Annotated in this window: 25 protein-coding genes and 1 pseudogene; 20 read left to right on the forward strand and 6 right to left on the reverse strand. The window is 50.7% G+C overall.

Annotation, left to right across the window (positions count from 1 at the left end; genetic code table 11):
• Position 1: 1 nt before the first annotated feature.
• From DEF47_RS00385 to DEF47_RS00405, 5 genes are all read left to right on the forward strand, one after another.
• Positions 2-475 (forward strand): PTS mannitol transporter subunit IIA, encoded by a 474-nt coding sequence (locus DEF47_RS00385; RefSeq protein WP_012189077.1) that lies wholly within the window; start codon positions 2-4, stop codon positions 473-475.
• Entirely contained in the window at positions 462-2,573 is a 2,112-nt protein-coding gene (ptsP, locus tag DEF47_RS00390; RefSeq protein ID WP_012189078.1) for a phosphoenolpyruvate--protein phosphotransferase, read from the forward strand. Before DEF47_RS00385 ends, ptsP begins: the two co-directional genes overlap by 14 nt.
• Positions 2,573-4,306 (forward strand): zinc-binding dehydrogenase, encoded by a 1,734-nt coding sequence (locus DEF47_RS00395; RefSeq protein WP_012189079.1) that lies wholly within the window; start codon positions 2,573-2,575, stop codon positions 4,304-4,306. The genes ptsP and DEF47_RS00395 overlap by 1 nt, the downstream gene beginning before the upstream one ends.
• A gap of 184 nt (positions 4,307-4,490) precedes the next feature.
• The gene (locus DEF47_RS00400) at positions 4,491-5,621 is read left to right on the forward strand and encodes a glycosyltransferase family 4 protein (RefSeq protein WP_041305758.1); all 1,131 of its coding nucleotides are present in this window, start codon (positions 4,491-4,493) and stop codon (positions 5,619-5,621) included.
• Between the two features lies 1 nt (position 5,622).
• Positions 5,623-6,267: an HD domain-containing protein gene (locus DEF47_RS00405; protein WP_012189081.1), complete on the forward strand. Its 645-nt coding sequence runs from the start codon at positions 5,623-5,625 to the stop codon at positions 6,265-6,267.
• Positions 6,268-6,349: 82 nt separating this feature from the next.
• Here the strand turns inward: DEF47_RS00405 and DEF47_RS00410 are convergent, their stop codons facing one another.
• The 3 genes from DEF47_RS00410 to DEF47_RS00420 all read right to left on the reverse strand — a co-directional run bounded on the left by DEF47_RS00410 (position 6,350) and on the right by DEF47_RS00420 (position 10,479).
• Entirely contained in the window at positions 6,350-6,949 is a 600-nt protein-coding gene (locus tag DEF47_RS00410) for a hypothetical protein (RefSeq protein ID WP_287044901.1), read from the reverse strand.
• A gap of 57 nt (positions 6,950-7,006) precedes the next feature.
• Complete coding sequence (locus DEF47_RS00415) at positions 7,007-7,786, reverse strand: RNA polymerase sigma factor (RefSeq protein ID WP_012189083.1); 780 nt, start codon at positions 7,784-7,786, stop codon at positions 7,007-7,009.
• Positions 7,787-7,872: 86 nt separating this feature from the next.
• On the reverse strand, positions 7,873-10,479 hold the full coding sequence (locus DEF47_RS00420; protein ID WP_012189084.1) for a CHAT domain-containing protein: 2,607 nt from the start codon (positions 10,477-10,479) through the stop codon (positions 7,873-7,875).
• Positions 10,480-10,645: 166 nt separating this feature from the next.
• Here DEF47_RS00420 and DEF47_RS00425 point away from each other — a divergent pair, with 166 nt between their 5' ends.
• A complete protein-coding gene (locus DEF47_RS00425; protein ID WP_012189085.1) occupies positions 10,646-12,676 on the forward strand; it encodes a hypothetical protein in 2,031 nt (676 codons plus the stop codon).
• 126 nt (positions 12,677-12,802) lie between these two features.
• Here the strand turns inward: DEF47_RS00425 and DEF47_RS00430 are convergent, their stop codons facing one another.
• Positions 12,803-14,086 (reverse strand): hypothetical protein, encoded by a 1,284-nt coding sequence (locus tag DEF47_RS00430; RefSeq protein ID WP_012189086.1) that lies wholly within the window; start codon positions 14,084-14,086, stop codon positions 12,803-12,805.
• A gap of 166 nt (positions 14,087-14,252) precedes the next feature.
• Between DEF47_RS00430 and DEF47_RS00435 the strand changes: the two genes are divergently transcribed.
• Positions 14,253-15,029, forward strand: a complete 777-nt coding sequence (locus DEF47_RS00435; protein WP_012189087.1) for a DUF2249 domain-containing protein — start codon at positions 14,253-14,255, stop codon at positions 15,027-15,029.
• A gap of 127 nt (positions 15,030-15,156) precedes the next feature.
• A complete protein-coding gene (locus DEF47_RS00440) occupies positions 15,157-15,429 on the forward strand; it encodes a hypothetical protein (RefSeq protein ID WP_012189088.1) in 273 nt (90 codons plus the stop codon).
• Between the two features lie 163 nt (positions 15,430-15,592).
• On the opposite strand, the gene DEF47_RS00445 is transcribed toward DEF47_RS00440, so the two are convergent.
• Complete coding sequence (locus DEF47_RS00445) at positions 15,593-15,826, reverse strand: helix-turn-helix domain-containing protein (RefSeq protein WP_287044902.1); 234 nt, start codon at positions 15,824-15,826, stop codon at positions 15,593-15,595.
• A gap of 306 nt (positions 15,827-16,132) precedes the next feature.
• Between DEF47_RS00445 and DEF47_RS00450 the strand changes: the two are divergent.
• The 7 genes and pseudogenes from DEF47_RS00450 to DEF47_RS00480 all read left to right on the forward strand — a co-directional run.
• Positions 16,133-16,186 (forward strand): annotated as a pseudogene (locus DEF47_RS00450) (hypothetical protein); the annotation flags it as partial.
• A gap of 437 nt (positions 16,187-16,623) precedes the next feature.
• Positions 16,624-17,298, forward strand: coding sequence for an RNA-guided endonuclease InsQ/TnpB family protein (locus DEF47_RS00455; protein ID WP_287044903.1), 675 nt, complete (start codon positions 16,624-16,626; stop codon positions 17,296-17,298).
• Positions 17,299-17,390: 92 nt separating this feature from the next.
• On the forward strand, positions 17,391-17,603 hold the full coding sequence (locus DEF47_RS00460) for a hypothetical protein (RefSeq protein WP_041304285.1): 213 nt from the start codon (positions 17,391-17,393) through the stop codon (positions 17,601-17,603).
• A 176-nt stretch (positions 17,604-17,779) separates the two neighbouring features.
• Positions 17,780-18,145 (forward strand): QcrA and Rieske domain-containing protein, encoded by a 366-nt coding sequence (locus DEF47_RS00465; protein ID WP_287044904.1) that lies wholly within the window; start codon positions 17,780-17,782, stop codon positions 18,143-18,145.
• Positions 18,142-18,372 carry a DUF6755 family protein gene (locus tag DEF47_RS00470; protein WP_012189091.1) on the forward strand — a complete coding sequence of 77 codons (231 nt, stop codon included), beginning with the start codon at positions 18,142-18,144 and terminating at the stop codon, positions 18,370-18,372. Before DEF47_RS00465 ends, DEF47_RS00470 begins: the two co-directional genes overlap by 4 nt.
• Before the next feature lie 15 nt (positions 18,373-18,387).
• The gene (locus DEF47_RS00475; RefSeq protein ID WP_012189092.1) at positions 18,388-19,008 is read left to right on the forward strand and encodes an MFS transporter; all 621 of its coding nucleotides are present in this window, start codon (positions 18,388-18,390) and stop codon (positions 19,006-19,008) included.
• A gap of 3 nt (positions 19,009-19,011) precedes the next feature.
• On the forward strand, positions 19,012-19,581 hold the full coding sequence (locus DEF47_RS00480; protein WP_012189093.1) for an MFS transporter: 570 nt from the start codon (positions 19,012-19,014) through the stop codon (positions 19,579-19,581).
• 43 nt (positions 19,582-19,624) lie between these two features.
• Here DEF47_RS00480 and DEF47_RS00485 read toward each other — a convergent pair whose 3' ends face one another.
• Positions 19,625-20,116 carry a DinB family protein gene (locus DEF47_RS00485; protein WP_012189094.1) on the reverse strand — a complete coding sequence of 164 codons (492 nt, stop codon included), beginning with the start codon at positions 20,114-20,116 and terminating at the stop codon, positions 19,625-19,627.
• Positions 20,117-20,235: 119 nt separating this feature from the next.
• On the opposite strand from DEF47_RS00485, the gene DEF47_RS00490 reads away from it, so the two are divergent.
• The 5 genes from DEF47_RS00490 (at position 20,236) to DEF47_RS00510 (ending at position 22,975) form a co-directional block, all read left to right on the forward strand.
• Complete coding sequence (locus DEF47_RS00490; RefSeq protein WP_012189095.1) at positions 20,236-20,802, forward strand: SUKH-3 domain-containing protein; 567 nt, start codon at positions 20,236-20,238, stop codon at positions 20,800-20,802.
• A complete protein-coding gene (locus tag DEF47_RS00495) occupies positions 20,799-21,329 on the forward strand; it encodes an SUKH-3 domain-containing protein (protein WP_012189096.1) in 531 nt (176 codons plus the stop codon). Before DEF47_RS00490 ends, DEF47_RS00495 begins: the two co-directional genes overlap by 4 nt.
• A 15-nt stretch (positions 21,330-21,344) precedes the next feature.
• Positions 21,345-21,611 carry a hypothetical protein gene (locus DEF47_RS00500; protein WP_287044905.1) on the forward strand — a complete coding sequence of 89 codons (267 nt, stop codon included), beginning with the start codon at positions 21,345-21,347 and terminating at the stop codon, positions 21,609-21,611.
• A gap of 167 nt (positions 21,612-21,778) precedes the next feature.
• Positions 21,779-22,516 (forward strand): phasin family protein, encoded by a 738-nt coding sequence (locus DEF47_RS00505; RefSeq protein WP_012189098.1) that lies wholly within the window; start codon positions 21,779-21,781, stop codon positions 22,514-22,516.
• 63 nt (positions 22,517-22,579) lie between these two features.
• A complete protein-coding gene (locus tag DEF47_RS00510; RefSeq protein ID WP_012189099.1) occupies positions 22,580-22,975 on the forward strand; it encodes a phasin family protein in 396 nt (131 codons plus the stop codon).
• Positions 22,976-23,102: the final 127 nt, after the last annotated feature.

The following is a 23,102-nucleotide window of genomic DNA, read 5'->3' on the forward strand; positions in this document are numbered from 1 at the left end:
AATGGCAATCTTATCGAGCGAAACGATTCGGCTAGGAGCTAGCGCTGCTAGCAAACAAGAGGCGATTCAGCAGGCCGGAGCGTTGTTAGTTGCCAGTGGTTGTGTCGCTGCCAACTATGTCGATGGTATGTTGAAACGCGAACAAGTTATCTCAACCTATCTGGGCAATGGGGTCGCAATTCCCCATGGTCAGCACGAAAATATGGCCGATGTGATTCGCACTGGCATTGCTGTGGTGCAGTTTCCCGCTGGCGTTGAGTGGGAGCCAGGCGAATTGGCCTATTTGGTGATTGGGATTGCTGCCAACGCCGATGAGCATGTGGGTGTGTTAGCAAATTTGGCCGAAGTGATCGAGGATGAGGCGATTGTGCAGCAATTGGCTCAAACTAGCGATCCATCGCAGATTCTTGAGCAATTAGGGCGAGCGCGTGAGGAAGAAGCCTACGACGAGGAAAGGCATCATGCAGGAGCTTGATTTGGTCATTCATAACTCGGCAGGCCTGCATGCGCGGCCTGCCCGAGTCTTAGTTGACCTTGCAAAACAATTCAAATCGACGATTTCGATTCGTGCTGGCGGCAAGCGGGTCAATGCCAAAAGCATGATCGCGCTGTTGACCCTCGGCGTAGTCTGTGGTCAGGCGATCCAAATCGAGATTAACGGCGAAGATGAAGCCGCCGCTGCCGAGGCGATTACAACTGCGGTGCACGAAGGTTTGGGCGAAGGTCATGGCACACCAGCCGCCAATAGCGTTAATGATGCTTTGGTTGCGGCTCGCAATGGCCATGCCAATCTCAATGGCCATGCCAAGCTTGAAACCACCGTTGCTGTGGCCGAACCGCCGCCTGCGCCAGCCCCAACTCGCGCTGAGCCACTCAAAGCTGGCGCGATCATCCAAGGGATTGCTGGCGCACCTGGCATTGCGGTTGGCACAATTTTGCGCTACGAACGTGCGCGAATCGAAATTAGCCACCGATTTAGTGGGGTGGATAACGAACTCCAGCGTTTGCAAGCGGCCTTGACCACCGCCCAACAGCAATTGGTGGCGCTGCGCGAACAGGTATTGTTACGGGCTGATGCCAGCGAAGCCGCCATTTTTGATGTTCACCGCGATATTTTGGCCGATCCTGCCTTGCTTGAGGCTGTGCATGGCTCAATTGGTGCTGGGCAAGGGGCCGAAGTCGCTTGGCAACAGGTGATCAATCAACAGGCTAACGCGATTGCTCAACTCAACGATGCCCTACTTGCCGAGCGTTCTAGCGATATTCGTGATGTAGGCGATCGGGTGCTGCGCCTTTTGGTGGGAGCCGAAGCTTCGACGCTTGATGCCCACTGGGCAAAGGCCAATCAGCCGATGATTGTCGTGGCCTATGATCTGACACCTTCAGAAACCGCTGCTTTTGATCCAGCCAAAGTGCTGGGTTTTTGCACAGCGGTAGGTGGCCCAAATGCCCACACCGCGATTTTGGCTCGTGCCTTGGGTTTACCAGCGGTGATTAGTGCTGGCCCAAGCGTCCTTGAACTTGCCACCGGAACCGAAGTAATTCTCGATGGTACGGCTGGCACCTTGTTGATCTGCCCAGCGCCTGAAGCCATTGTGGCGGCCAAAACTGCCCAGCAGCGCGAGCGTGAGCATCAAGCATGGGCTATGCGCAGCGCTAACGAGCCAGCCACAACCGTTGATGGTCAGCATATCGAAGTGGTTGCTAACATTGGTGGCCTGAGCGAAGCTCAGCAAGCCACAACTTTAGGTGCTGATGGGGTGGGTTTGTTGCGCACCGAATTTTTGTTCTTGGAGCGCACCCAAGCCCCAACCGAAGATGAGCAGTTTGCAACCTACCGCGAAATTGCCCAAGCCATGGGCGATGCCCCAGTGATTGTGCGCACCTTGGATATTGGCGGCGACAAGCCACTGCCCTATCTGGCCTTGCCTGCTGAAGAAAACCCATTTTTGGGCGAACGTGGCATTCGCTTGTGCCTAGCACACCCTGAATTGCTACAAACCCAATTACGGGCAATTTTACGTGCTGCCAGCTTTGGCCGCTTGCGAATTATGTTCCCAATGATTGCCGATGCTGGTGAGTTACGCGCTGCCAAAGCCGAAATCGAGCGGATTCGCAACGAATTGCAAGTAGCTCCAATCGAAATCGGGATTATGATCGAAGTGCCTTCAGCCGCTTTGATGACCGATATTTTGGCGGCTGAAGTTGATTTCTTCTCAATTGGCACCAACGACCTGACCCAATACACCTTAGCTATGGATCGGACGCACCCGACGCTGGCGGCTCAAGCCGATGGTTTGCATCCAGCGGTGTTGCGCCTGATTGCTCGAACGGTTGAGGCGGCCCATGCTGCTGGCAAATGGGTCGGAGTTTGCGGCGAGTTGGGCGCTGATCCGCAAGCTGTGCCAATTTTGGTGGGCCTTGGGGTTGATGAACTCAGCGTCAGCGTGCCCGCCATTCCAACTGTTAAAGCCCAAATCCGGGCATTGAACTTTGCTCAGTGCCAAACATCTGCTCGGCGGGCGTTGGTCTGTGCCACTGCCGCCGAAGTACGCCAAGGAGCGTTCGACTAATGACAACGTTTGACGACTATCGATCCCCTGATGCCCCAATTGCCGCAACCACGGTTGCTTGGAATATGTATGGGGCTGGGGTCGAACATATCGGGCGCAATGCCCAACCAGAAACCTTTGCTGTCACTGAGCCTGCCGCCGATCAACTGTTGGTGCGGGTCGATGCGGTGGGCATGTGTTTCTCCGATGTAAAACTGATTCAGCAAGGCGGTCGCCATCCCAAACTGTATAACCGCGATTTGGCGACTGAGCCAACGCGGTTGGGCCATGAAGCGGCTTTGACCGTGCTCAAAGTTGGCGCTCATTTACAAAACCAGTATCAACCAGGCCAGCGTTTGGCGATTCAGCCCGATATTTATCAAGATGGCATGAGCACCGCCTATGGCTATACCATTCCTGGTGGCTTGACTCAGTTTCACTTGATTGGCGCTGAAGTGCTGAATGCCGATGATGGAGCCTATGTTTTGCCAGTTGGCGAAGGCATGGGCTATGCTGAAACCGCTTTGACCGAGCCATGGGCTTGTGTTGAGGGTGCGTATACTCAGCGTCGGCGGCTCAACCCCAAAGAGGGTGGCACATTATGGATTATCGGGCAAACTGGCGATCAACGCAGCTACAGCTTCAGCAGCGGCTTCGATGCTCCAGCCCGCATTATTTTGACCGATGTACCGCAACAGTTGCAGCAACAATTGCAGCAAACCAGCAAAGCCCAAATTATTGTGCGCGATGGTTTGAGCGTTGACGATTATCTTGAGTTACGCAACGATCTGACCAGCAACCAAGGTTTTGATGACGTGGTTATGCTTGATCCACGCTCGGCGAGCCAAGTTAGTGCTGCTGCGGGTTTGGTGGCCCGCCGTGGCACATTCAATTTGGTTGGCCAAACTGCGCTTGATGGCTTGCCTGAAATTGATGTTGGCCGAATTCACTACGATTATATTGCTTACGTTGGCACAAACAACTCAGATATTAGCGCAGCCTATGGTGAAGCTCGCAATCGCTGCGATTTGCAGCCAAATGGCGTAGCTGTGTTTGTGGGTGCTGGTGGTCCGATGGGGCAAATGCACGTTCAACGGGCGATTGAATTGCCGAATGGCCCACGCACAATTATCGCTACCGACGTGAACGATGATCGCTTACGTGCCTTAGATCGTTTATTCCGTGGTTTGGCCGAATCACGCGGCAAACGCTTGCTGTTGATCAACCCAACTGTTGAAAACTCGTTGCATGCCACGGTCATGCTCGAAACCGACGATCTTGGTGCTGATGATGTAATTGTGAGCGTGCCTAGCGGCCCTTTGATGGGCGATGCCGCTACTTTGATGGCTCCCAACGGCATGCTGGTGTTGTTTGCAGGCGTGCCCAATGGTACCTTTGCTCCATTGAATTTGAGCAATGTCTACTTGGCTAATGCCCAATTCACTGGTACATCTGGTTCGCGAATTATCGACCAAGCCACCGTGATTCAAAAAACCGTGGCTGGTGAACTCTCGCCTAATCGCTCGGTTGCGGCGGTTGGTGGCATCGAAGCCGCGCTTGATGGGGTCAAAGCCATGATGGCCGGAACCTATGCTGGCAAAGTCGTGATCTTCCCGCAACTCAGTGGCTTGCCACTGACCGGAATTGATGAATTGCACAAAAATTTCCCCGAAGTTGCCGCCAAACTTGGCGAGGGCAATGTTTGGAATCCTGAGGCCGAACAAGCTTTAATCGAAACCTTCTGGCAGCGCTAGTTGATCATTCATCGACAATAGCCGCTCGTTGATTCGATTTAGCGAGCGGCTATTTCATTGGATCAGCCAAATGTGAGTTTTTAACAATCGTGGAAATGAGAGCAATTGACGTAGAATAGGGCCAAAGTGAGTTATGTTATACTCGCTGGATAATCGTTTGTTTGCAGGTTTAGAAATAGAGTTTATGCATTTTACAATTAATGGTCATTTGCTCTCATTTGATAGCTCTTTTCGGCAGGCTGGGGTTTCTAATCACACCCGTTTTTTGATTGAAAACTTAGCCAAGCTCGACCACGATAACCAATACACCCTATTTGTAGGGCCAAATGTGCGCCAACACCTCAATTTGCCAGCCAACTGGGAGATTGTCGAATCGCGCTTGCCCACAATTCAGCCCAAATATCGCATTCCTTGGGAGCAATTGATTGCACCCTGGTTATTAGCCAAACGCCGAGTCAATTTGTTTCATGGCTTGTTGAATATCTCGCCGTTGCTTTCGCCAGTACCAACCATCGTCACGATTCATGATTTGGCATTTATGGATGTGACTGGTTCGCATCGCAAGGCCAATCGGCGTTATTTGGCGGCAGCAACTCGCCAAGGTGTGCGTCAAGCTGCCCATCTATTTGCGGTTTCTGAGTATACCAAGGCCGCGATGGTCGATCGGCTTGGGCTTGATCCCGCTAAAATTAGCATTGCCTATAATGCGGCTGGAGCGCAGTATCACCCGCGTTCGACCGCTGAAATTCATGCTTGGAAGCAGCAAAAGCAACTGCCTGAGCAATTTCTACTGTATCTTGGCACCTTAGAGCCACGCAAAAATATTCCCAATTTGCTGCGAGCTTATGCCAAAGTTAAACACGAAATTGGCATGCCATTGTTAATTGGTGGTGGCAAAGGCTGGAATTTTGACGAAATTTTCAGTACTTACGAGCAATTACAATTGCACGATAGTGTCAGTTTCTTGGGCTATGTGCCAGGCGAGGAATTACCGTTGTGGTATAACGCCGCGACAGCCTTTATCTATCCATCGCGCTACGAAGGCTTTGGGATTCCGCCGCTTGAGGCGATGGCTTCGGGCACACCCGTGCTGACTACCAATGCCACCAGCATTCCCGAAGTCGTGGGCGATGCGGCGATTCAAGTTGACCCCGATAATCTTGAGCAGATGGCCCAAGAATTAGTGCGGATTGCCAACGATGCCAGTTTGCGCGACGATCTGCGTGAACGCGGTTTGCTGCGTGCCCAAGCCTTCTCGTGGGAGAATTTGGCCAAAGCCACGCTTGAGGTTTATCGCAAGGTTGGGGGCGAATAGAATGTTGGATTTGAACCAATGGCAAGCGCGGTTTGCAACCTGGATTGAGCAAGAGCTTGGTCAGGCTGATGTTTCGCACGATCCTGAACATATTCGGCGGGTCGTGCGCAATGCTCAATTAATTCAGGCTGAAGCGGGCGGCGATTTAGCGGTCATTATTCCGGCTGCTTGGTTACACGATTGTGTGGTTGTTTCTAAGGCCTCGCCGTTACGCAGCCAAGCCTCACGCATGGCCGCCGAACACGCAACCCAATGGCTGGCCAGCCAAGGCTATCCCGAACAGTATTTGCCAGCGATCAACCATGCGATTGCTGCTCACAGCTTCTCTGCCAACATTCAGCCAGAAACTTTAGAGGCGCAAATCGTTCAAGATGCCGATCGGCTTGATTCGCTTGGCGCGATTGGCTTAGCCCGTTGTTTGATGCTCAGTGTTGAGCTTGGCCGACGGCTCTACGATCCGCAGCAGCCAATTCCGCGCACCCGCCCAGCCGATGATCAAATTAACAGTATCGACCATTTTTATACCAAACTCTTAAAACTGCCACAAACAATGCAAACAGCCACAGGCCGTGCATTAGCAGAACAACGAACTGGTATTCTCAACCAATTCCTAGATCAATTAGCGCAAGAAGTTGGGGAATCGTAGCAATGATTCTCTCTTTGGTTTAGCTTTTGCTCGCTTAGTAGCCGTGGGTAGAACACAACACAACCCGTACTACCCACGCGTGCTAATTGAGAATTTTGATCTTCAAACGAGCCAATTCTTCAATCGGGATTCGATCAAACAAGACAAACCCATCGGCATCGGTTGTGCCGTTATTTTCATAGGTTGGCGAAACCACCATCACTTGGGTTCCAGCTTGATCAAAGGGATCGCGCTCGGGCACTTGAATGTAGCAGTGCAAAACCGCATGTTTGGGTTGCATACTCTCATACATTTCAATCGTCACATCGGGAATGCTCACCGATGATTGGCGATAGGTGCCGATCAAACGTTGACCGCGCATTTGGCCCGTATATTGCAATTGAATTTGCATATGTTTGAGCATTTCGTCGGAGAACTCAATCATAAAACGGTAGCCCACGGTTTCGGGCGCAGCGCTAGTTATCAACGAATGCTGGCGCAAGAACTTCAATGACGGCGCAGGAATGTTATCAACCAGCGAGAGCGAATTGCTGTACAACGCATAACTCGCATCCAAGGCATCAAACAACTCGGCGCGACAGCTTGCGCATGTTTCAACATGGTCGGCGACGACTTGGAGCGCGGCATCAAGTGGCGCACCGAGCGCAACAGCATGGGCATACTCAACAAGACGTTGACGCATAATCTCGTGAGATGCGGTCGGAAGTGGCGTGTTCATGGTAGTTCCTCACCAAAATAGTTATTCGTAAGCAATCCCTAGATCAGTGGCAACAGCTTGCCAGCGTGGATCGTCACGCAACCGCTTGATTGCTCGGCTGCGCAGGGTATGCACATGGCTTACGGTAGTTTCCAACGTCCGGCTAATCGCATTGTCATCAAGGCCAGTAATATATTTGAGCCACAATGCGGCTAATTGATTGTGTGAACGTGGGTGTTCACGTAGATATGCATTTAAACAGGCTGAGATTCGCTCCTTGGTTTCATGTTGAATCACCACCGTTGCGGGAGCGATGCTTTGGGTGTCTTCCAACACATCGTAACGGTTTTGACCCTCATCATTCATACTCGGTTGATCTAATGAATCAGCGGGATATTTTGTCCAACGGCGTAAGCTGCGCAAGGCATTGTTCATTTGTAAACGCACAAACTCCCAAAATGCGCCAGGCTTGCGGCAATCGTCAAAATGTTTGAGGACACGTTCGATCGTAGCTTGGGCGATTTCCTCGGCTGGTTCAAAACGTTTAAGCATGGCATAGCTATAGACCATGCGGAAAAGCTCCGTATAGCCATCCTCGCGCCGACTTAGCCCTTCGCGTCCAGAACAGGCATCGTATAACGACACCATGTAGGTACAGATCAAGGCTTGATCAAGGGTTCCTTGAAAATCGGTCGCGCGACGGCGCACAGTTCGTTGTACCAGCTCGTCGATTGAGAGCAGTGTCCATCCATATTTTTTGATGAGAAGAGTTGCACGTTCGGTATAGAGCTGCTCGCTATCAGATAATTGGGTCTCGAACATGGTGCGCACCTTTGCTTTCAGGCGGATGCTTTGAGAAGCATCGTAAACATTTTACAATGGTCAAACGAACAATGGCCGCTTACACTTTAGGCTTTGCCAATCACCATAAAGCCAGCCCAAAAGCGCGGGTCTGCCAAAGGGCTTTCGCTGTGCTGGCCGTCTGGTTCGAGCGGAATTGCGCTAGCTGGTAGCTGCCAAAGCTGGAACTGTTTAATAATATCAGCCCGCGTCAAGTCACGTACAGCGATGACGGCATGTTTGAGTGCTATAGCAATGCGTACTCCGGCCTGCAATTCACGGTAAAAACGATCCATCACGAACAACGCCGCTACATCCGAGGCGTTCCACAACGAGCAGAGTAAACTACGGGTTCCGGCATATAAAAATGCCCGTTGTAGGCCATATTGATCGTCGCTGACCGCCACAAAACTGCGTCCACTGACACAAGCACTTAACACTACCAAATCTGTGTCAATTTCAACCTGATCCATAATCGTTTGGGCGCTTAGCGTTTCGTGGCCAAGAATCAAGTGCGAATTTAATGGCTGTTGAGCATCGTACACACAGTGCGAGGCGATGTGAATAATTCGCGCATCGTGGGCATAGCGCAAAAACTGATCGGTGGCTAATGCGCCTGTCCATGCTTGCCCACCCACTAATTTGGCAATTTCTTGGGCTTCGTGTTCAGCATAGGTCAGGGCTTCGGCTCCGACGCTGTTGTAGCCAAAACAATAGTGCTGAGTTTGGCTGCTGGCGGCGCGACCTAAGGCATAGCGCACCAAAATAGTGGCACTAGGAGCCAAGGCAATCGCTGGGTTTTCTTCGCGCACCAACCAATTGCCGTCGCTAGTTTGCAAGGCCATAAATGGTACATCGTGTAGCGGACCATGCGGCACAACATACACCAAATCAACTGTCGCCAACATGGCTTCGTATGGCTCGATTAATGCTTGCGAAATGGCCTTCAAAATCCGAGGTTGTAGCAAGCGATGATGCCCGCCATGGCCGCGCGTTAGATTCAATGGATTGAAGCTATGCTGATGAATCGTGGCATTGTTGGCCGTAATTGCCACACTATACAAGGCTGGATCAAGGCTGAAATGATGTAAAATGGGTGATTTGCGTTCGGCCAACGCTGCCAAGAAACGCAATGATCGACCTAATACGCCAACCGTAAAGTATTCGATCACCGCTGTGCGTTGGTCAAGTTGGGCTTGAATTTCGGCCAAATCGGCACATTGCTGCGAAAGCTCAATTGCGGTACTTTCATCGCCAGCTTGCAGCGCATCAAGGAAGGCTCGCGAACGTGCTCGCTCGATATAATTGACTGCTTGAGCCGCATCGCCGCGCTCAATACATAGCACAACCATATGCTCATAAACCTGTTGGGCTGTACTAATCAAGCCCAATTTGGTATCTTCATCGCCGAACGAGGTGCGTAAATCTTCAATAATTGCGATCGATTCGGCAAAGGCGGCGTAGGCTGCATCAATTGCCCCGCTCCGCCGTTCAGCATCGCCGCGCTGATTGAGAATCAGGGCTAATTCATGGCGATTGTTGTGTTGGCGGGCTAAGGCTTCGGCTTGAGCATAAATTTCCAAGGCCGTTTGATACTCGTGCATACTGCAATAGAGCAAGCCCAAAAATGCCAACGAATCGCGCAGACTATCATCATTGGGCACAACGCTGGCCCGCGCCGCCTCAATACTAATTTGATAGGCTTGTTCGCTGGCCGGCAAATCGCCTGCTAAATGCTTCAAAAAGCCAATATGCCAATACAAATTGGCCAAATCGCCGATCGTATCGAGGGTTTCGTAGAGCGCCGCCGAGCGTGAAAAATAGCTATCGGCCTCATCCCAACGGCACAAATAGAGCAAATTCGAGCCAACTTCGTAGAGCGCATGCGCCTCGCGATAGCGATTGCCCGCCCGTTGTAAGGCTTCGAGCGCTTGTAAACTTAGCTCCAAGGCGTATTCTGGGCGTTGTAGTTGGTTGGATAAAATGCTCTGATTGAGCAAACTGTGGCCTTGATAGAGCCAATTTTGCACCTGCTGAGCGTGTTGATGTTGCTCAATATAATGTTGAATCGCCTGATCGTAGGCTCCGCGAAACCATGCTAATGTGCCCATACTGTTGATCACCATCGGCACTAAATCGGCTTCAAGCTGGATATCATCGCGTAATTGTTGTAATAAGCTTTGGGCGGTATCATACTGACGTTCAAGCCGCATGGTGATAATCGCCTTGTAGAGCATCAGCAGTTGCTGTTGGCGCAGATTGACTTGCGGAATGCTGGTGGCTTTTTCGAGCACTGCGGCGATGGTTGGCCAATCGCGGCGAGCCGAAAGCACTTCCAAATATTCCTCAAGGTAGTAGAGCCAGCGTTGGAGTTCAAATTGCCAAGCTTCAGCCTCTAGACGATTGAGTTGTTGCTGGCTATACTCAAAGGCGGCAGCAAAGACTTCGTGCTCACGATAAGGTCGTTCATTTAAGCTAGGTGCTTCGCGTAGTTGATACCAACCATGATGGGGGTGTTCAATGACCAAGGCGCTTTGCCAAAAGCGTTCGATCTGTTCGGGTGAATAAGGCGTTAGGTGAGCCAACTGAGCCGAATCACACCAACGCAGGAGCCAGATGTAAGACGTAAGTGCCGGTGTAACCGTTGATTCGAAGGCATCATCAAGTAAAACCATACCATCACCCTTGGTGTATGCAACGCCATCCAGCATGCCTAGGTTTGTGAGAGGCCAGGCAAACTATCCGCGTAATTGAAGCAACATTCTAGTGCTACTATACTCGATTTTGATCGGCTTTGCTACCAGAGTAGCCCTTGTTTTGTGACATTGGGGGAATGCGATCATGTCCACACCACACGCCCAAGTTTATTTCAACCGCTACAATCTTTTTAACACTACGCCCAACCCAGCCCCAAGCGGCAATACCGATTGGTACACCAACCAACCAATTATGCAACTGAGCAACCCGCAATTGACTCAACGCGTGCCAAGCCAAACAGCGTTGCTGACCAATTGGTCGTTGCCAAATGCCAATTTGCTCGGGCTGCAAGACCTCAATTGGGCTTTTTGTGTTTATGATCTTCAACAACAATTAGCTACGAGCGCCAATGCCGATGATTTGCCGAATGCGCCGCTAGCTTATGCCCAAGTCCAAGCAACTCACAATACCACCCAAAGCACGATTGCAACCAAAGTTTGTTTATTTAATGTGTTGGTGGCGATCGAATGGGTGCCGAGTGCTATCGAACTCAATCAATTGCAATGGGCTTTTCGGCGAGCTTCAGATTTCTTGTTCGACGTGAGCAACGGCACGATGGCTTTTGGTCAGGTGGTTTTTGGTGGTGTGCAGCATATGCGAGCTGCCGATATTCAAATTCTGGCCTCAAACCGCTATCACCCTCGCAGTTGGCGCGAAGGCCTCTACACCGATGCCAAGCATATGCCGATTCGCCTGGGGCGTGGTATGTGGGAGCGCCAAGGCAGCTTTAGTATTCCTTGGCACGAGCCAGAAGGCTATCGCGTGATTGTGCACGAATGGATGCACTACGCCATTGGTTTGCGCGATCAATATATCAATTCAAATAATGCTGAGCACCCAGATTTGGCGCTGCCTTCATTCAACCCAACGGCTGAGTCGATTATGGCCCACTTGGTTGGTTCGAGCGAAGTCATGCGGATCGAGGGTGGCGATGATGTTTGGCAGCCATTCCGTGCCCAAACTGGCGCTGGTTTGCCCTATAGCGCCATGGCAACTGCCCCATTTGATCAGCCACGAGTTGGCCCCGAACGTCTGCCCTTGCCATTGCCCTTGTTTCAGCATAGTTTTGGCAGCAATCCAACTGCTGAAGTGATCAACTTACCAATTGCTGAAACCCCGTTGGCTGGCCTCAAACATGGTTGGGTGTATGTGTTGCGTGGCAGCCTGAACGATCCTAGCACGATTATTCCCCAGGGTAGCCTTGATTCGCGGGTGAATTCGCAGGGCTTCAAGTTGCTGGGCGCAAATTCCGATGATTATGTGGTGGTAATTGGCGATCAAGCGAATGGTTCCACGGCGGTCTATGTCGCGCAGCTTGAGGGTAATCCACCTGAATGTAACTGGCTTGAATGCACGCCCAGCCAATTTCCGCTGGTGGCGGTGATGCCCTATGGCTCAGTAACTCAAGGCTCGTATAGCGTCAAAGTTGTAACTGAATCGGGCCTAACTCCAACGGCGATTTATGTTGCCGCTGCTGGCGAACAAAATGCCTATGCGGTTGATGTCAATGGGGTGGTCAGCAATTTGCCCTCGCTTGATGGCACTGCCCTGCTGGTGTTTGAAGGCCAAACTGGGATTCAACTGGCAGTCGCAGCCTATTCCGAGGGCGGCAATCCACCCAGCCACAATCCAACTGCGCCGATTCCGTTAACTGCTGGCTCCTCGGAAGGCAACTTGATGGTCTTTTTCAATCAAGCCGCCGAAAGCCGCGCCAGTGAACTTAACCATCTACGGGTGATTACCACCACGATGTATGGTTCGTGCAGTAATTTGCCTAATGCCACTGGTGGCGCTCTCAGTCGTGGCTATATTTTTGCCCTGGCCAGCAATGCCGCCTTGCCCAGCGATGTGGGTGCGAGTGTGCCGCTCAAACCAACTCTGGTGTTGAACTATGATAATGCGGCCTTGCTCAGCCTTGGTACAACCGCTGGAATTGCTGGCGTTTTGCAGGTGTACAGTGCTAATGGAGCCACGCCGCAAGCTGAAGCTTCCAAGCATTTTGTTGATCGCGGGTATGTGGCTTTGGCATTGAACGCCACCAGTGCTAGCGGTTTATTCGCAAGCAACCCAACACCTGAATTCTTTCGATTGTATGGTCAGCAATTTACGATTTAATTGCAGCATACCCATAGAATTCGACTCGCGAACTGTCCTTGAGGGGTGTGATACGCTGTCGATTGATATGCCCTCGCCTGCGGGCGAGGGCATGGGTTCTTTGTGCGATAGCCTATAGCCTTTATCCTATAGCCTCATCCCGATCTGCTTTGTGCTTTGCTCTAAGCGTAGCCCATGCCAGCAGTTGAGCAATAGGGCCATCGCGCTGGCAGCAATCAACCCACTGCCTAAGCGCAAAAGCCAAACATTGTTGATTACCACCGCAATAATCGCCAAGCCACTGCCCAAGCCATAACTTATAATCGAGATGCTGCTCAATTGCGGCCAAAATAGCTCACGGGCAGTGCTTGGAACATGCTGTTTGGAGTTATTAGCACGGGCAATCCAAATCAAAAATGGAATAATTTTGTGCAACATGGTCATGATTGCCAGGCCAATCCAGCCTTGCATGGCTGCCATAAATAACACCTGAAATTGCTTAACCCCACTGTTTGATAACCAACCTAGGCTAGCAGCAATCGCCCAGCCACTACAAATGAGCAGCCATGCTCCTGCTACAACAAACAATTTAATCGGGCTTTCAACGTGGCGGCGAATCCGATGCTTGAGGATAGTTTGTACATCAGCCAACCATGCGCTGATACTGAGCACGATTAAACTTACACAACTCAACATAATCCATTGTGGAGCTTGATACCACAAGGCTAAACCAGTCGCATAGGCCGCAAAGTTCATGCTAAGCACCGCGACCCAGCGCCAACGGCAAACGTAGCCGTGAGCTAAAGTAAACATTGGCAACAAGCGATAACTAAGCGCCAAGGTGAGCGTGCTAAACCAACCCAAAACGCCCAACGTGGCATGACCCAACGGACCATAGGCCACCAAACTCGGCCAAACGAGCATTGAGCGATTGATGACCAAGGCGATCCCGATGAGAAGTTGAATTGTTAAGGTCGTTAATGCTAAACTGATTCCAATCGTCGTCACATCCCACTGTTGCGCAACCCATAACGTGCGGCCATAACTCGCCAAAATGCCCAGCAAGCCAAGACTCAGCAAAACTGCCCCGCTAATTAGCCAATGAGCTGCCGCTTGACTAAATGCCCAACTAAACAGGCCGCTGCCAACCACAAATGCGCCAAAGCTCCAATCGACCATGCCGCGCCAAGCCAAGGGTTGCTGTAACAGCACTGGCAAGAGTTGATATAAGGCCGCCAAACAAATTAAGCTAGCCCAGCCAAGTGTGATCAAGTGGGTCAAACTTAAGATGTTGGGGCTATAGGGGAAGCCAATCAACTGCGGCGCAATCAGCCTTTGCAAACTGGCCCAAACCAGCAAAAATCCTTGAGCAATTAGCAGCAGAGTCAACACATTGCGGGCGTGGTTATAGGTTTGGCTGGGCACATGCATCGCATCCTCGTTTCAGCAAGCAATTAACCGATGCTTCAGCCTAGCAAATTGTGGCTAGCAATGGCGTGACTTTTCTCACATGGCTTGGTTGTGAGAAAAGTCGCTGCTCAATCGACCTGCTGGCGCTAGACTCGGCATAGTGAGCTATTAGCGCAACGAGGTATCCATGATTACCGCTACTATGACGGTCGCTGACATTCTCAAGCGTTATCCCAATTTGCTTGAGGTTTTTGTGGCTCAACATCAGGCCTTTCAACGGCTGCGCAATCCGCTGTTGCGGCGGGTATTTGCCCGCATGGTTACGCTTGAACAGGCCGCCCAAATTGCTCAAATTGAGCCAGCCAGTTTAGTGCAAGCGCTGAATCAGGCCAATGGCAAACCCGTTGCGGTTACGCCGCCGATTGAGCCTTCTAGCCCACAGCTTGATCCAGCGATTCCACCAGCTTGGCTGCAATTCAGCCAGATCAGCTATTTACTCGATGTACGTGAAGCCCAAGCAACCGCCCAAAATCCCTTGGCGCTGATTACTCCCGCCACGCTAGCGCTTGCCGACGATCAACTGTTGCTTTTACGCAGCAGCTTTGAGCCAGTGCCGTTGTATCAGTGGCTCGCTCGGCGCGGCTACCAAGCTTGGGCGCACCAACATACCAGCGACGATTGGTTGGTGTTGATCGGACGATTTGCCACTACTGAAACTCAGCCAAGCGACCAGCCCAACCCCGCCAAGCCATGTGTGGTTTTGGATAATCGCGGCCTCAAGCCACCCGAACCGATGGTGCGCACGATTACAACGCTCAAAAAGTTGCCGCCTGTGAGCTATTTAATCGGCGTTACCGACCGAATTCCGGTGATTTTGCATGAAACGCTGAGCGACGAAGGCTACCCATTTGAATCATTAGGCCAGATTCAACAAAGCTATCTGACCCTGATCACTGCTGGGTAAGGAGTTTTCAACCGCAGGTATTTAGATGATTACATTGTTGTGAGTTGCTAGCGAATATCCTATTTGCTATTCCCCTCCATGTGCCAAGTGAAAACAACAGTGTCGTTATAGGTTCAAGGAGCACCCGATGGTCAAACCTCGCCCCGTTCGGAAAGCGATTATTTGGGGTTGCATCACCACTTTTAGTCTTGCGATCATGATTGCGGTTGGTTCGCGTGATCTGGCGCGTTTTGATGCAGCCCTCGTCGCCTATACCTTTGCTACGCTTTTTGCCACCTTCGGCATTACCTACCGCTATACGATGTGGCTGCAACGCCCGCCAACCGCCATGTATTGGAAACGCGGCTGGCAAATGTTTTTTAAACCTCAGCGCTTATTAACCAACACCCGCAATTTATAGTGAATACCGCAGAACATCCCGCCCCCTTGTGGGCGCGGGATGCATGCGTGCCAGTTCTGACGAAGAGACGTTAAAGAGTGAATACGATTTCGACGATTGAGGGAGACGGTGTATCCTATCGAACGCGATACTTCTTAGTCGGGTATCGCCATTCCCCGAGCTGTTAGCGCAGTGGAGGGGCGATTGGTTCCTCATTGTTCACGTGAACAAATAACTCACCAATCGTGATCCCGAGGACGGCACAAATCTTCTCAATCGTTTCTAAATCCACCCGTCGGGAACGATCCCCAGCAAGACTATGCACCGTGGCATAATTCAGTCCAGCATCACGGGCAACGGCATAGATGGTTGTATTCCGGTCGGCAATAATCTCACGAAGCCTACTCTTAATGGTCATGTGGGGGTACCTCGCAGCCTATCAACTACGACTAGTATAGCATTTAATATATCTATAATTAGTATCATAACTATACTTTACAAGATAACTATATTTATGATACACTTTACATTGTAATCAATTGATGCTACGGATTGCGCTAACAACCCGCTAGCTAAGCCAAGAGCCTAAGACCATGGCAACACACTTCACCAAAGCGATTCGCTACGATCGTATCGCCACAGACTTCTCCTTGTATCTGAACAGCGACTTGATCGGCTATGCCAGCTCCTCCAGCGAAGGCGAAAGCCGCAAGGAAGTCTGATCATGCGAACCCTGACCCGTTGTTACAAATACCGTCTGCAACCCACACCGACCCACGTCGAAACCTTGGTACAGTGGGCGGGTTGCCGCCGCTTTGTCACCCAGAGGGTACCCGACTGGGCATTGCACTGCAAGCAAACCCAGGACCACGCAATGGGTCAACGGCTGAGCTATCAACGGCTTGCGGCGATGCTGGTTGACCTGAAACGCCAACCCGAAACGGCCTTTTTGCGCGAGTGCCATTCTCAACCGTTGCAACAAAGCCTGATGGATTTAGAAACCGCCTTCGCCAACTTTTTTGCCAAACCTGCCAAATACCCCCGTTTCAAAAGACGTAAAACCACGCCGCATAGCCTACGCTTCCCGCAGGGTGTGATAGTCGTCGATGAACGCACGATCAGCGTACCAAAAATCGGGCTGATGCGAGCGGTGATTCATCGACCACTGCTGGGGATAGCGAAGGGTGCAACGATTAAGCAAGATCCAACAGGCGCATGGTGGTGCTTGTCTGCCATATTAACCGCCCTGATGTTGAACTACCGACTAATCAGTCTGTGGGCATTGATGTCGGGCTTGAATCCTTTACCACCCTGTCAACAGGCGAGAAAACCGAACCACCGAAGTTCTACCGCCGCAGCCAGAAGAAACTTGCCCGCGCTCAGCGCAAGCTCTCACGCGCTCGAAAGGGCAGTAAAAACCGATTAAAAGCACGCAAGCGCGTTGCCAACGTCCATCAAAAAATCCGTAACCAACGCGCCGATTGGCTTCACAAGCATGCGTTGGGGATTGTTCAACGATTCGACATGGTGTGCATCGAAGATCTGAATGTCAAAGGTCTCGCGAGAACCAAACTGGCCAAATCATTCAGTGATGCTGCCCTGAGTACCTTCATGCAACGATTACAGGAAAAAGCAGAATGGTATGGACGACGGGTGATTAAGGTGGGACGTTTCTACGCCTCATCAAAGACCTGCCATTACTGCCAAACCAAAACCTCCTTGACGCTGGCGGATCGGGTGTGGACATGTCACACCTGTGGCATGACTCATGATCGCGATATCAACGCCGCGATCAACATCGTGCATGAAGGGCTACGCCTGCTTGCCGTTGGGACGACGGAAAGCCAAAACGCTGCTCGAGATGGTGTAAACCCAGCGAAACGCTGGTAGCTGTCGTTGAAGGCAGAAGCCACGCCCCTCGTGGGCGTGGTAGTTCACACTACGGGACGAGTGAGCAAATTGAAGCCCAACGTCCCCGCTCGATGCCTGTGAATCAATTTCAATTTGGTCAGCAAGTTATCAGCACAAAAGTCCATATGATGGTGCCCCGAACCGCCCAACCAGAATACATCGACGTGCTTTCGGCCATGCATGATCACACCAGCGGCCAAGATATTTTCTTGATGATGCATGAGGATTATCGCCGTCGCTTGTTCTCGTTGAAGCTCTATCAGAAAGGACTTGCTGAATTATGACCCACGATCACGATGAACTTTCGCTGGCCCCCGATGGCCTGCCATTGTGCCAACAACCATAATGGCGGCAAGATTTCCCAATCGATGTTGCTCGAGATAACTATGTTTCACGCCGTGAATTTGCCAAATTTTTGGTGTTGATTAGCTCGGCGTTTAGTGCGGGCCAATTTTGGATTTTGTTTAAAAATTGGCAGCGCAACCAAGCCGCCGCGCCGCCAGCCCAAAAAATCGCTAATTTAGCTGATATTCCAGTTGGTGGAATGCTGCTGTTTCGTTACCCCAACGAGCATGAGCCATGCATTTTGGTGCGGCCTGATGAGAATACCTTGGTTGCCTATAGCCAAAAATGCACCCACCTTTCATGTGCAGTGATTCCCAACGTCGCCGAAAATAAAATCGTTTGCCCATGCCACCAAGGCTACTTCAGCTTGGATGAAGGCCGACCATTAGCGGGGCCGCCCCAACACCCATTGCCACGCATTCATGTTGAGGTGCAAGGCGATGAGGTGTTTGCAACCTCGGTGGAGTTACGCAGCATATGAAACAACGCTTTCCACGCCATCAAAAAATGACCATCGTCCATGGCATTTTAAGTATTGTGCTGATCATCGATATTGTGCAGCTTTGGTTGTTGATCGCCACCATGAACTCGTATCTTGGTGGCGATAGCGGTGTGCCACTGCCAGCCTTAATCTTTAGCTGCATCTGTTTATTGCTCAACCTTGGCTTGCTGAGATTTCTCTACAAGCTTGATCGAACTGCCAACTGATTTAGGAGCCTTGCAATGACTGCTCAAGCAACGGCCAATGACGGCCAAGCCCGTGGCAATTTGGGCCAATTAATCCTCGCAACCGGGGCATTTGCTGTCTGTTTTGCGATTTTCGGCTCGGTTTCGGCCATGATGCCAACCATTAAAACTGATTTGAATCTTACTCCGGTGCAGGTAAGCGTTGCGCTAGCCTTGCCCGTGCTGCTCGGTAGTTTGGGCCGAATTCCCTTGGGAATGTTGACAGACCGCTATGGTGGGCGGGTGGTGTTTAGCGCGGTGATGGCTGGCTCGATTATTCCATCACTCGGCATGGGCTGGATCGACACCTACAACCAACTCTTGATTGCGGCGTTTGGTTGTGGCTTGGCCTTGGCTAGTTTCTCGGTTGGGGTCGGCTTTGTGAGTGGCTGGTATCCGCCGCAACGACAGGGCTTTGCCTTAGGCGTGTATGGTGCTGGCAATGCTGGGCAATCGTTGGCCGCGTTTGGCGCACCAGTGCTAGCCGCCAATTTAGGCTATCAATGGGGCTTTTGGGTTTTTTCAGCCTTGACCGTGGTTTGGCTAATTTGCTTTATGCTCTTTGCCCGCAATGCGCCGCGCCAAGGGCCAGCCAAAAGCTTGAGCCAAATTTTATAGCCCATGAGCAGCCCTAAAAGCTGGATTTTGAGTCTCTACTACTTTTTGACCTTTGGTGGTTTTGTGGCGATGGCGGTGTATCTGCCAACCTTGCTGACTGATTTATTTGGTATCAGCAAAACCGATGCTGGCTTGCGGACTGCTGGCTTTGTGCTGGTTGCCACCGCTGCGCGGCCATTTGGCGGCGTGTTGGCCGATAAAATCGGCGGCACAACAATTTTGAAATGGGTTTTTCCCATCACTACCTGTATGGCAGGCCTGATGGCTTTTAGCAATGTTATGCCATTTACGATTGGAGCCTTGGGTATGGCGGCGGCAATTGGCTTAGGCAATGGGGCAGTGTTTAAATTAGTGCCTGAATATTTCCCGCAATCGGTGGGGATTGTGACCGGCTTGGTGGGTGCGGCTGGTGGTTTAGGCGGCTTCTTCCCGCCTTTGCTGCTGGGCTACATTCGCCAACAAACTGGCTCGTTTAGCTATGGTTTTGTAGCTTTGGCGATGTTTACGCTTGTTTGCTGGTTTGTGCTCTACTACAATAATCGCCCCCGCCGCCCAACTCCTCAATTAGCTTAATTCTGTTGGCGACCCACTCAAATCAGTGTGGGTCGCTGCTTTTTTAGGCTTCGGGATGCTCATAGACATAAAAAATATAATCTTGTGAGCTGGTTTTTAGGCCAAAATCATGGCACAAGCGCAAGATCTGAGCGCGATGGTCGGTGCCATGATTGACCACTTGCAGCAATACCTGCCAAACAATTAAATTTTCATCCTCGCCATCAAGCGGCTTGGTTTGCAAATCGGCATCCTGCAAATTGGCCAAATAGTCGCGCATCATTGCCTCGACGTTTGCCCAATAAGCCCGTAGCGTTGCCAGATCAGGGAAATTGTTGGGATCGAGCGGCTCTGGAAATTCCCCGCCACGCAGGCCACTAAACCAGGTTTCATCAACACTCATCAGATGCACCAGTTGGTTACGCACTGATCCAAGCGAATAATCGACGGCTTGGACAAATTGCGCAGCGGATAATTGCGCGACATAATCATCTAAAAGCTGGCGATTTTGGGCAAAATGATAATCGTAGAAGTGGCGAAATGCGGTAATATTCATCTAAATCTCCTATTACTTAATCAAACTGCTCCTTTGGACTATCCTGGACATGATGGTCAAATAGTACATTTATAATAGCACATATGTTTTATTTAAAATAGATTGAGGAGGCCTGATTAATGGAAACTCTTGATCTCCAGCTTTCGCAACTTGCCGAAACTGTCTATCGCCAACTTGGCTGGACTCCGGATCGTGATATTGATCCTACACCGCATCTTGAGCATATTAAACAAGCGACCTATCCGATATTTCCGCTGGCTGAAGCGTTTTTGCGCCAATTTGGTGAGTTGACAACGCTTGGTTGTTATAATCGCTTCATTTTTGATAATCAAGTTTTTGAGCATCAAGGCACGCCCTATCGGCTTTGGCGGATGTTTGAGAATTTCATTCCTGCATATTCTCAGCATGCCGATTATGAAGCTGCGCCATATTGGCTTAACCATCCATTGATTGCCAACTATGGGCGCTTGCTCTGCCCAATTGGCTCATATGATGTGGAAAATACCATCTTTTTGACTGCTGATGGTTGGGTTATGACAGGCCAGTTCTACAATTTGCGTTGGGGTGGTTTGGCTGATGTGACTAAATCGGTCTTTAAAATTTGGGGCACCACGCCAAGCGAGGGCTTGAATGCTTTGGCCGAGTATGCAGTTTTATTCGATTATGCAGCCAAGGAGCAACTATGATTGAGTCAATTATTCATTCCCTGTTGATGACAGCAGGCTGGCAGCCTGATACTACGATTGACCCTGAACCATGGTTGTATGAACTACGCCAGCAGCAATATCCTATTTTCCCCCAGCTGATAGAGATATTGAGTCGTTATGGTGGATTTCGGCTGAATAGCCTAGACATAGCGCAGCCTTGGACGCTTGATGCGAGCTTGGAAGCGCTATTTGTTTGGACTGATTCCCCGCTTGAGATTCAATTGCTGCCACAGCTTGCGCCAGCATTTAGCGAAGCGACATTCTGGCGATCGCATGCCTATGTTCAGCTCCGTAATTTGCAAATTGCGCCAATTGGCAGGCTCAGCTGTCCAAATCGAGGTGTGAGTTCGTTATTTGTGCTTTCCAATGGGCAGATTATGCATAACTCAACCTCAAACTATTATCATCCCAAGGGTTTATCTTTGCTGGGGGAAAGCCTACCACTGGCGATGCAACGGCTGCTCCAATCGTTTTTGCTGATTCAAGCAATTGAAGAAAACCTGTGAAGGTTGAATTGAGGAATGATGCTGCGTAAGCCTAATACGATTAATGATGGCTACACCCGTGAAATGATTCTGGCTGAGCCAGATCTGATTACCCGACGGTTTTTGATCGCGATTAATTTTTACCTGTCTCGTCGTTTACTAAAAAGCGAATATCCTGCGCCAGCGGCTCCGTTTGATGTCAAATTCTTTATGCAGGTGATGCATGATTTTTTTGAGTGCCATGACGATATTCGCGATTTGATTGATGGCAAAGAGATTAATTCGTTTGAGCCAGATCCCTAGGCGTACTTGCTCGCTCCATATTTTCATGATCAATCTACATAGCTCTTGACATACATGACGCGCTGTGTTATATTTTCAATAACGCAACGCGTCATGACATCGAAACAACAACCTGTGCTATAGAACAACTGCCAACTGGTGGTTGGATCACCCAAAAGGAGCGATCTATGACGATCATTCGCCAAATTGCTGATACGACTGAAAAGCAAGTTAAAAGTGCCCAAAAAGTAGCTCGCCGCTCGTGGTTGGCAGGCTTAGGGGTTGCTGGCTTGGCCATTGATAGCGGTGAAAAAACCTTCAAAAAATTGATCAAGCGTGGTGAAAAAGTTGCCGCTGGGGTTCGTGGCGATTTGAAAGATTTGAACGAACGGTTGCGCCGCGAACAAAAAAGCTTGAATGAAGATGTGCAAGATGCTAGCCAAACGGTTGAACGTGGGGTTAGCGATGTTTTGGAAGGTTTGAATATTCCTTCACGCAAGACCTTGCGCGTGCTCGATGCCCGCATTGCTCAACTCAATGCTCAATTACGCGAGCTTGGCAGCGATGGCAGCATTGCGCCAGTTGCCAACTACGATAGCCTGACCGCCGAAGAAATTATTGTCTTGATGCCAACTTTGAGTCTCGATGAACTGTTTGCTTTGGAAGCCTACGAAAGCAACCATGCCAAACGAGTGACCGTTCAACGTGAAATCGAACAAGCAATTGCCAAACATCTGACGGTTGATGGTGAAATTCGCGAACCATTTGCTGGCTACGAAGCCTTACGCGCCGAAGAAGCCATTGCCAAGCTCGAAGGCTTGGGCATCGCCGAATTGCATCACGTCAAATTGTTCGAAGCCAGCCACGCCAAACGTGTGACTGTCCAACGCGAAGTTGAACGCCGACTCGAAGCACTTCGCGGCTAATTTGGCGCGGTGCTATACTGGAACCACTGGTGAGCGATAGGTCAATCCAAAGGAGTATCTGTAATGGCTGATGAAATCGAAGTAAGCTTGAATGAAATCAAGGATGAAGCGAGCGATCGCGGTGTGCCATTTGTCGATGGTGTGCGCAAGCTCATGTTGGCCGCTGTTGGCGCTGTTGCCATGACCCGCGACGAAATGGAACAATTCGTTGGTCGCTTGGTTGATCGTGGTGAAGTTGCCGAACGTGAAGCTAAGACCTTGTTGAATGATGTGCTTTCACGCCGCAAACGTGAAGTTGAACACGTGGCCGATGAAGCCGAATCACGAGTTGAAACGCGGCTCGAACAAGTGCTCAACCGCATGAATATTCCCTCAAAGCGCGACATCGACGAGTTGAGCGACAAAATTGCCCAACTTTCAGCTCGCGTCGAAGAATTGAAGAAAAGCCGCAACGCCTAACCCCTAGGCGCTGCTGCTTAGCAACGTGCAATCCACCTGTTATGGTTTTTCGCCATAACAGGTGTTTTTTTGTGGCGCAATTCTAGCCTATCTGGTGTTATGATTGGCGCTAGTACGCTTTTTGCAG

This window comes from Herpetosiphon sp., assembly GCF_003512625.1.
Lineage (GTDB): Bacteria > Chloroflexota > Chloroflexia > Chloroflexales > Herpetosiphonaceae > Herpetosiphon > Herpetosiphon aurantiacus.

Bases quoted from the DNA above. Each gene is read 5' to 3' on its own strand.
- DEF47_RS00385 (WP_012189077.1), top strand. From the start codon at position 2: ATGGCAATCTTATCGAGCGAAACGATTCGGCTAGGAGCTAGCGCTGCT.
- ptsP (WP_012189078.1), top strand. From the start codon at position 462: ATGCAGGAGCTTGATTTGGTCATTCATAACTCGGCAGGCCTGCATGCG.
- DEF47_RS00395 (WP_012189079.1), top strand. From the start codon at position 2,573: ATGACAACGTTTGACGACTATCGATCCCCTGATGCCCCAATTGCCGCA.
- DEF47_RS00400 (WP_041305758.1), top strand. From the start codon at position 4,491: ATGCATTTTACAATTAATGGTCATTTGCTCTCATTTGATAGCTCTTTT.
- DEF47_RS00405 (WP_012189081.1), top strand. From the start codon at position 5,623: ATGTTGGATTTGAACCAATGGCAAGCGCGGTTTGCAACCTGGATTGAG.
- DEF47_RS00410 (WP_287044901.1), bottom strand. From the start codon at position 6,949: ATGCGTCAACGTCTTGTTGAGTATGCCCATGCTGTTGCGCTCGGTGCG.
- DEF47_RS00415 (WP_012189083.1), bottom strand. From the start codon at position 7,786: ATGTTCGAGACCCAATTATCTGATAGCGAGCAGCTCTATACCGAACGT.
- DEF47_RS00420 (WP_012189084.1), bottom strand. From the start codon at position 10,479: ATGGTTTTACTTGATGATGCCTTCGAATCAACGGTTACACCGGCACTT.
- DEF47_RS00425 (WP_012189085.1), top strand. From the start codon at position 10,646: ATGTCCACACCACACGCCCAAGTTTATTTCAACCGCTACAATCTTTTT.
- DEF47_RS00430 (WP_012189086.1), bottom strand. From the start codon at position 14,086: ATGCATGTGCCCAGCCAAACCTATAACCACGCCCGCAATGTGTTGACT.
- DEF47_RS00435 (WP_012189087.1), top strand. From the start codon at position 14,253: ATGATTACCGCTACTATGACGGTCGCTGACATTCTCAAGCGTTATCCC.
- DEF47_RS00440 (WP_012189088.1), top strand. From the start codon at position 15,157: ATGGTCAAACCTCGCCCCGTTCGGAAAGCGATTATTTGGGGTTGCATC.
- DEF47_RS00445 (WP_287044902.1), bottom strand. From the start codon at position 15,826: ATGACCATTAAGAGTAGGCTTCGTGAGATTATTGCCGACCGGAATACA.
- DEF47_RS00455 (WP_287044903.1), top strand. From the start codon at position 16,624: ATGGTGGTGCTTGTCTGCCATATTAACCGCCCTGATGTTGAACTACCG.
- DEF47_RS00460 (WP_041304285.1), top strand. From the start codon at position 17,391: ATGCCTGTGAATCAATTTCAATTTGGTCAGCAAGTTATCAGCACAAAA.
- DEF47_RS00470 (WP_012189091.1), top strand. From the start codon at position 18,142: ATGAAACAACGCTTTCCACGCCATCAAAAAATGACCATCGTCCATGGC.
- DEF47_RS00475 (WP_012189092.1), top strand. From the start codon at position 18,388: ATGACTGCTCAAGCAACGGCCAATGACGGCCAAGCCCGTGGCAATTTG.
- DEF47_RS00480 (WP_012189093.1), top strand. From the start codon at position 19,012: ATGAGCAGCCCTAAAAGCTGGATTTTGAGTCTCTACTACTTTTTGACC.
- DEF47_RS00485 (WP_012189094.1), bottom strand. From the start codon at position 20,116: ATGAATATTACCGCATTTCGCCACTTCTACGATTATCATTTTGCCCAA.
- DEF47_RS00490 (WP_012189095.1), top strand. From the start codon at position 20,236: ATGGAAACTCTTGATCTCCAGCTTTCGCAACTTGCCGAAACTGTCTAT.
- DEF47_RS00495 (WP_012189096.1), top strand. From the start codon at position 20,799: ATGATTGAGTCAATTATTCATTCCCTGTTGATGACAGCAGGCTGGCAG.
- DEF47_RS00500 (WP_287044905.1), top strand. From the start codon at position 21,345: ATGATGCTGCGTAAGCCTAATACGATTAATGATGGCTACACCCGTGAA.
- DEF47_RS00505 (WP_012189098.1), top strand. From the start codon at position 21,779: ATGACGATCATTCGCCAAATTGCTGATACGACTGAAAAGCAAGTTAAA.
- DEF47_RS00510 (WP_012189099.1), top strand. From the start codon at position 22,580: ATGGCTGATGAAATCGAAGTAAGCTTGAATGAAATCAAGGATGAAGCG.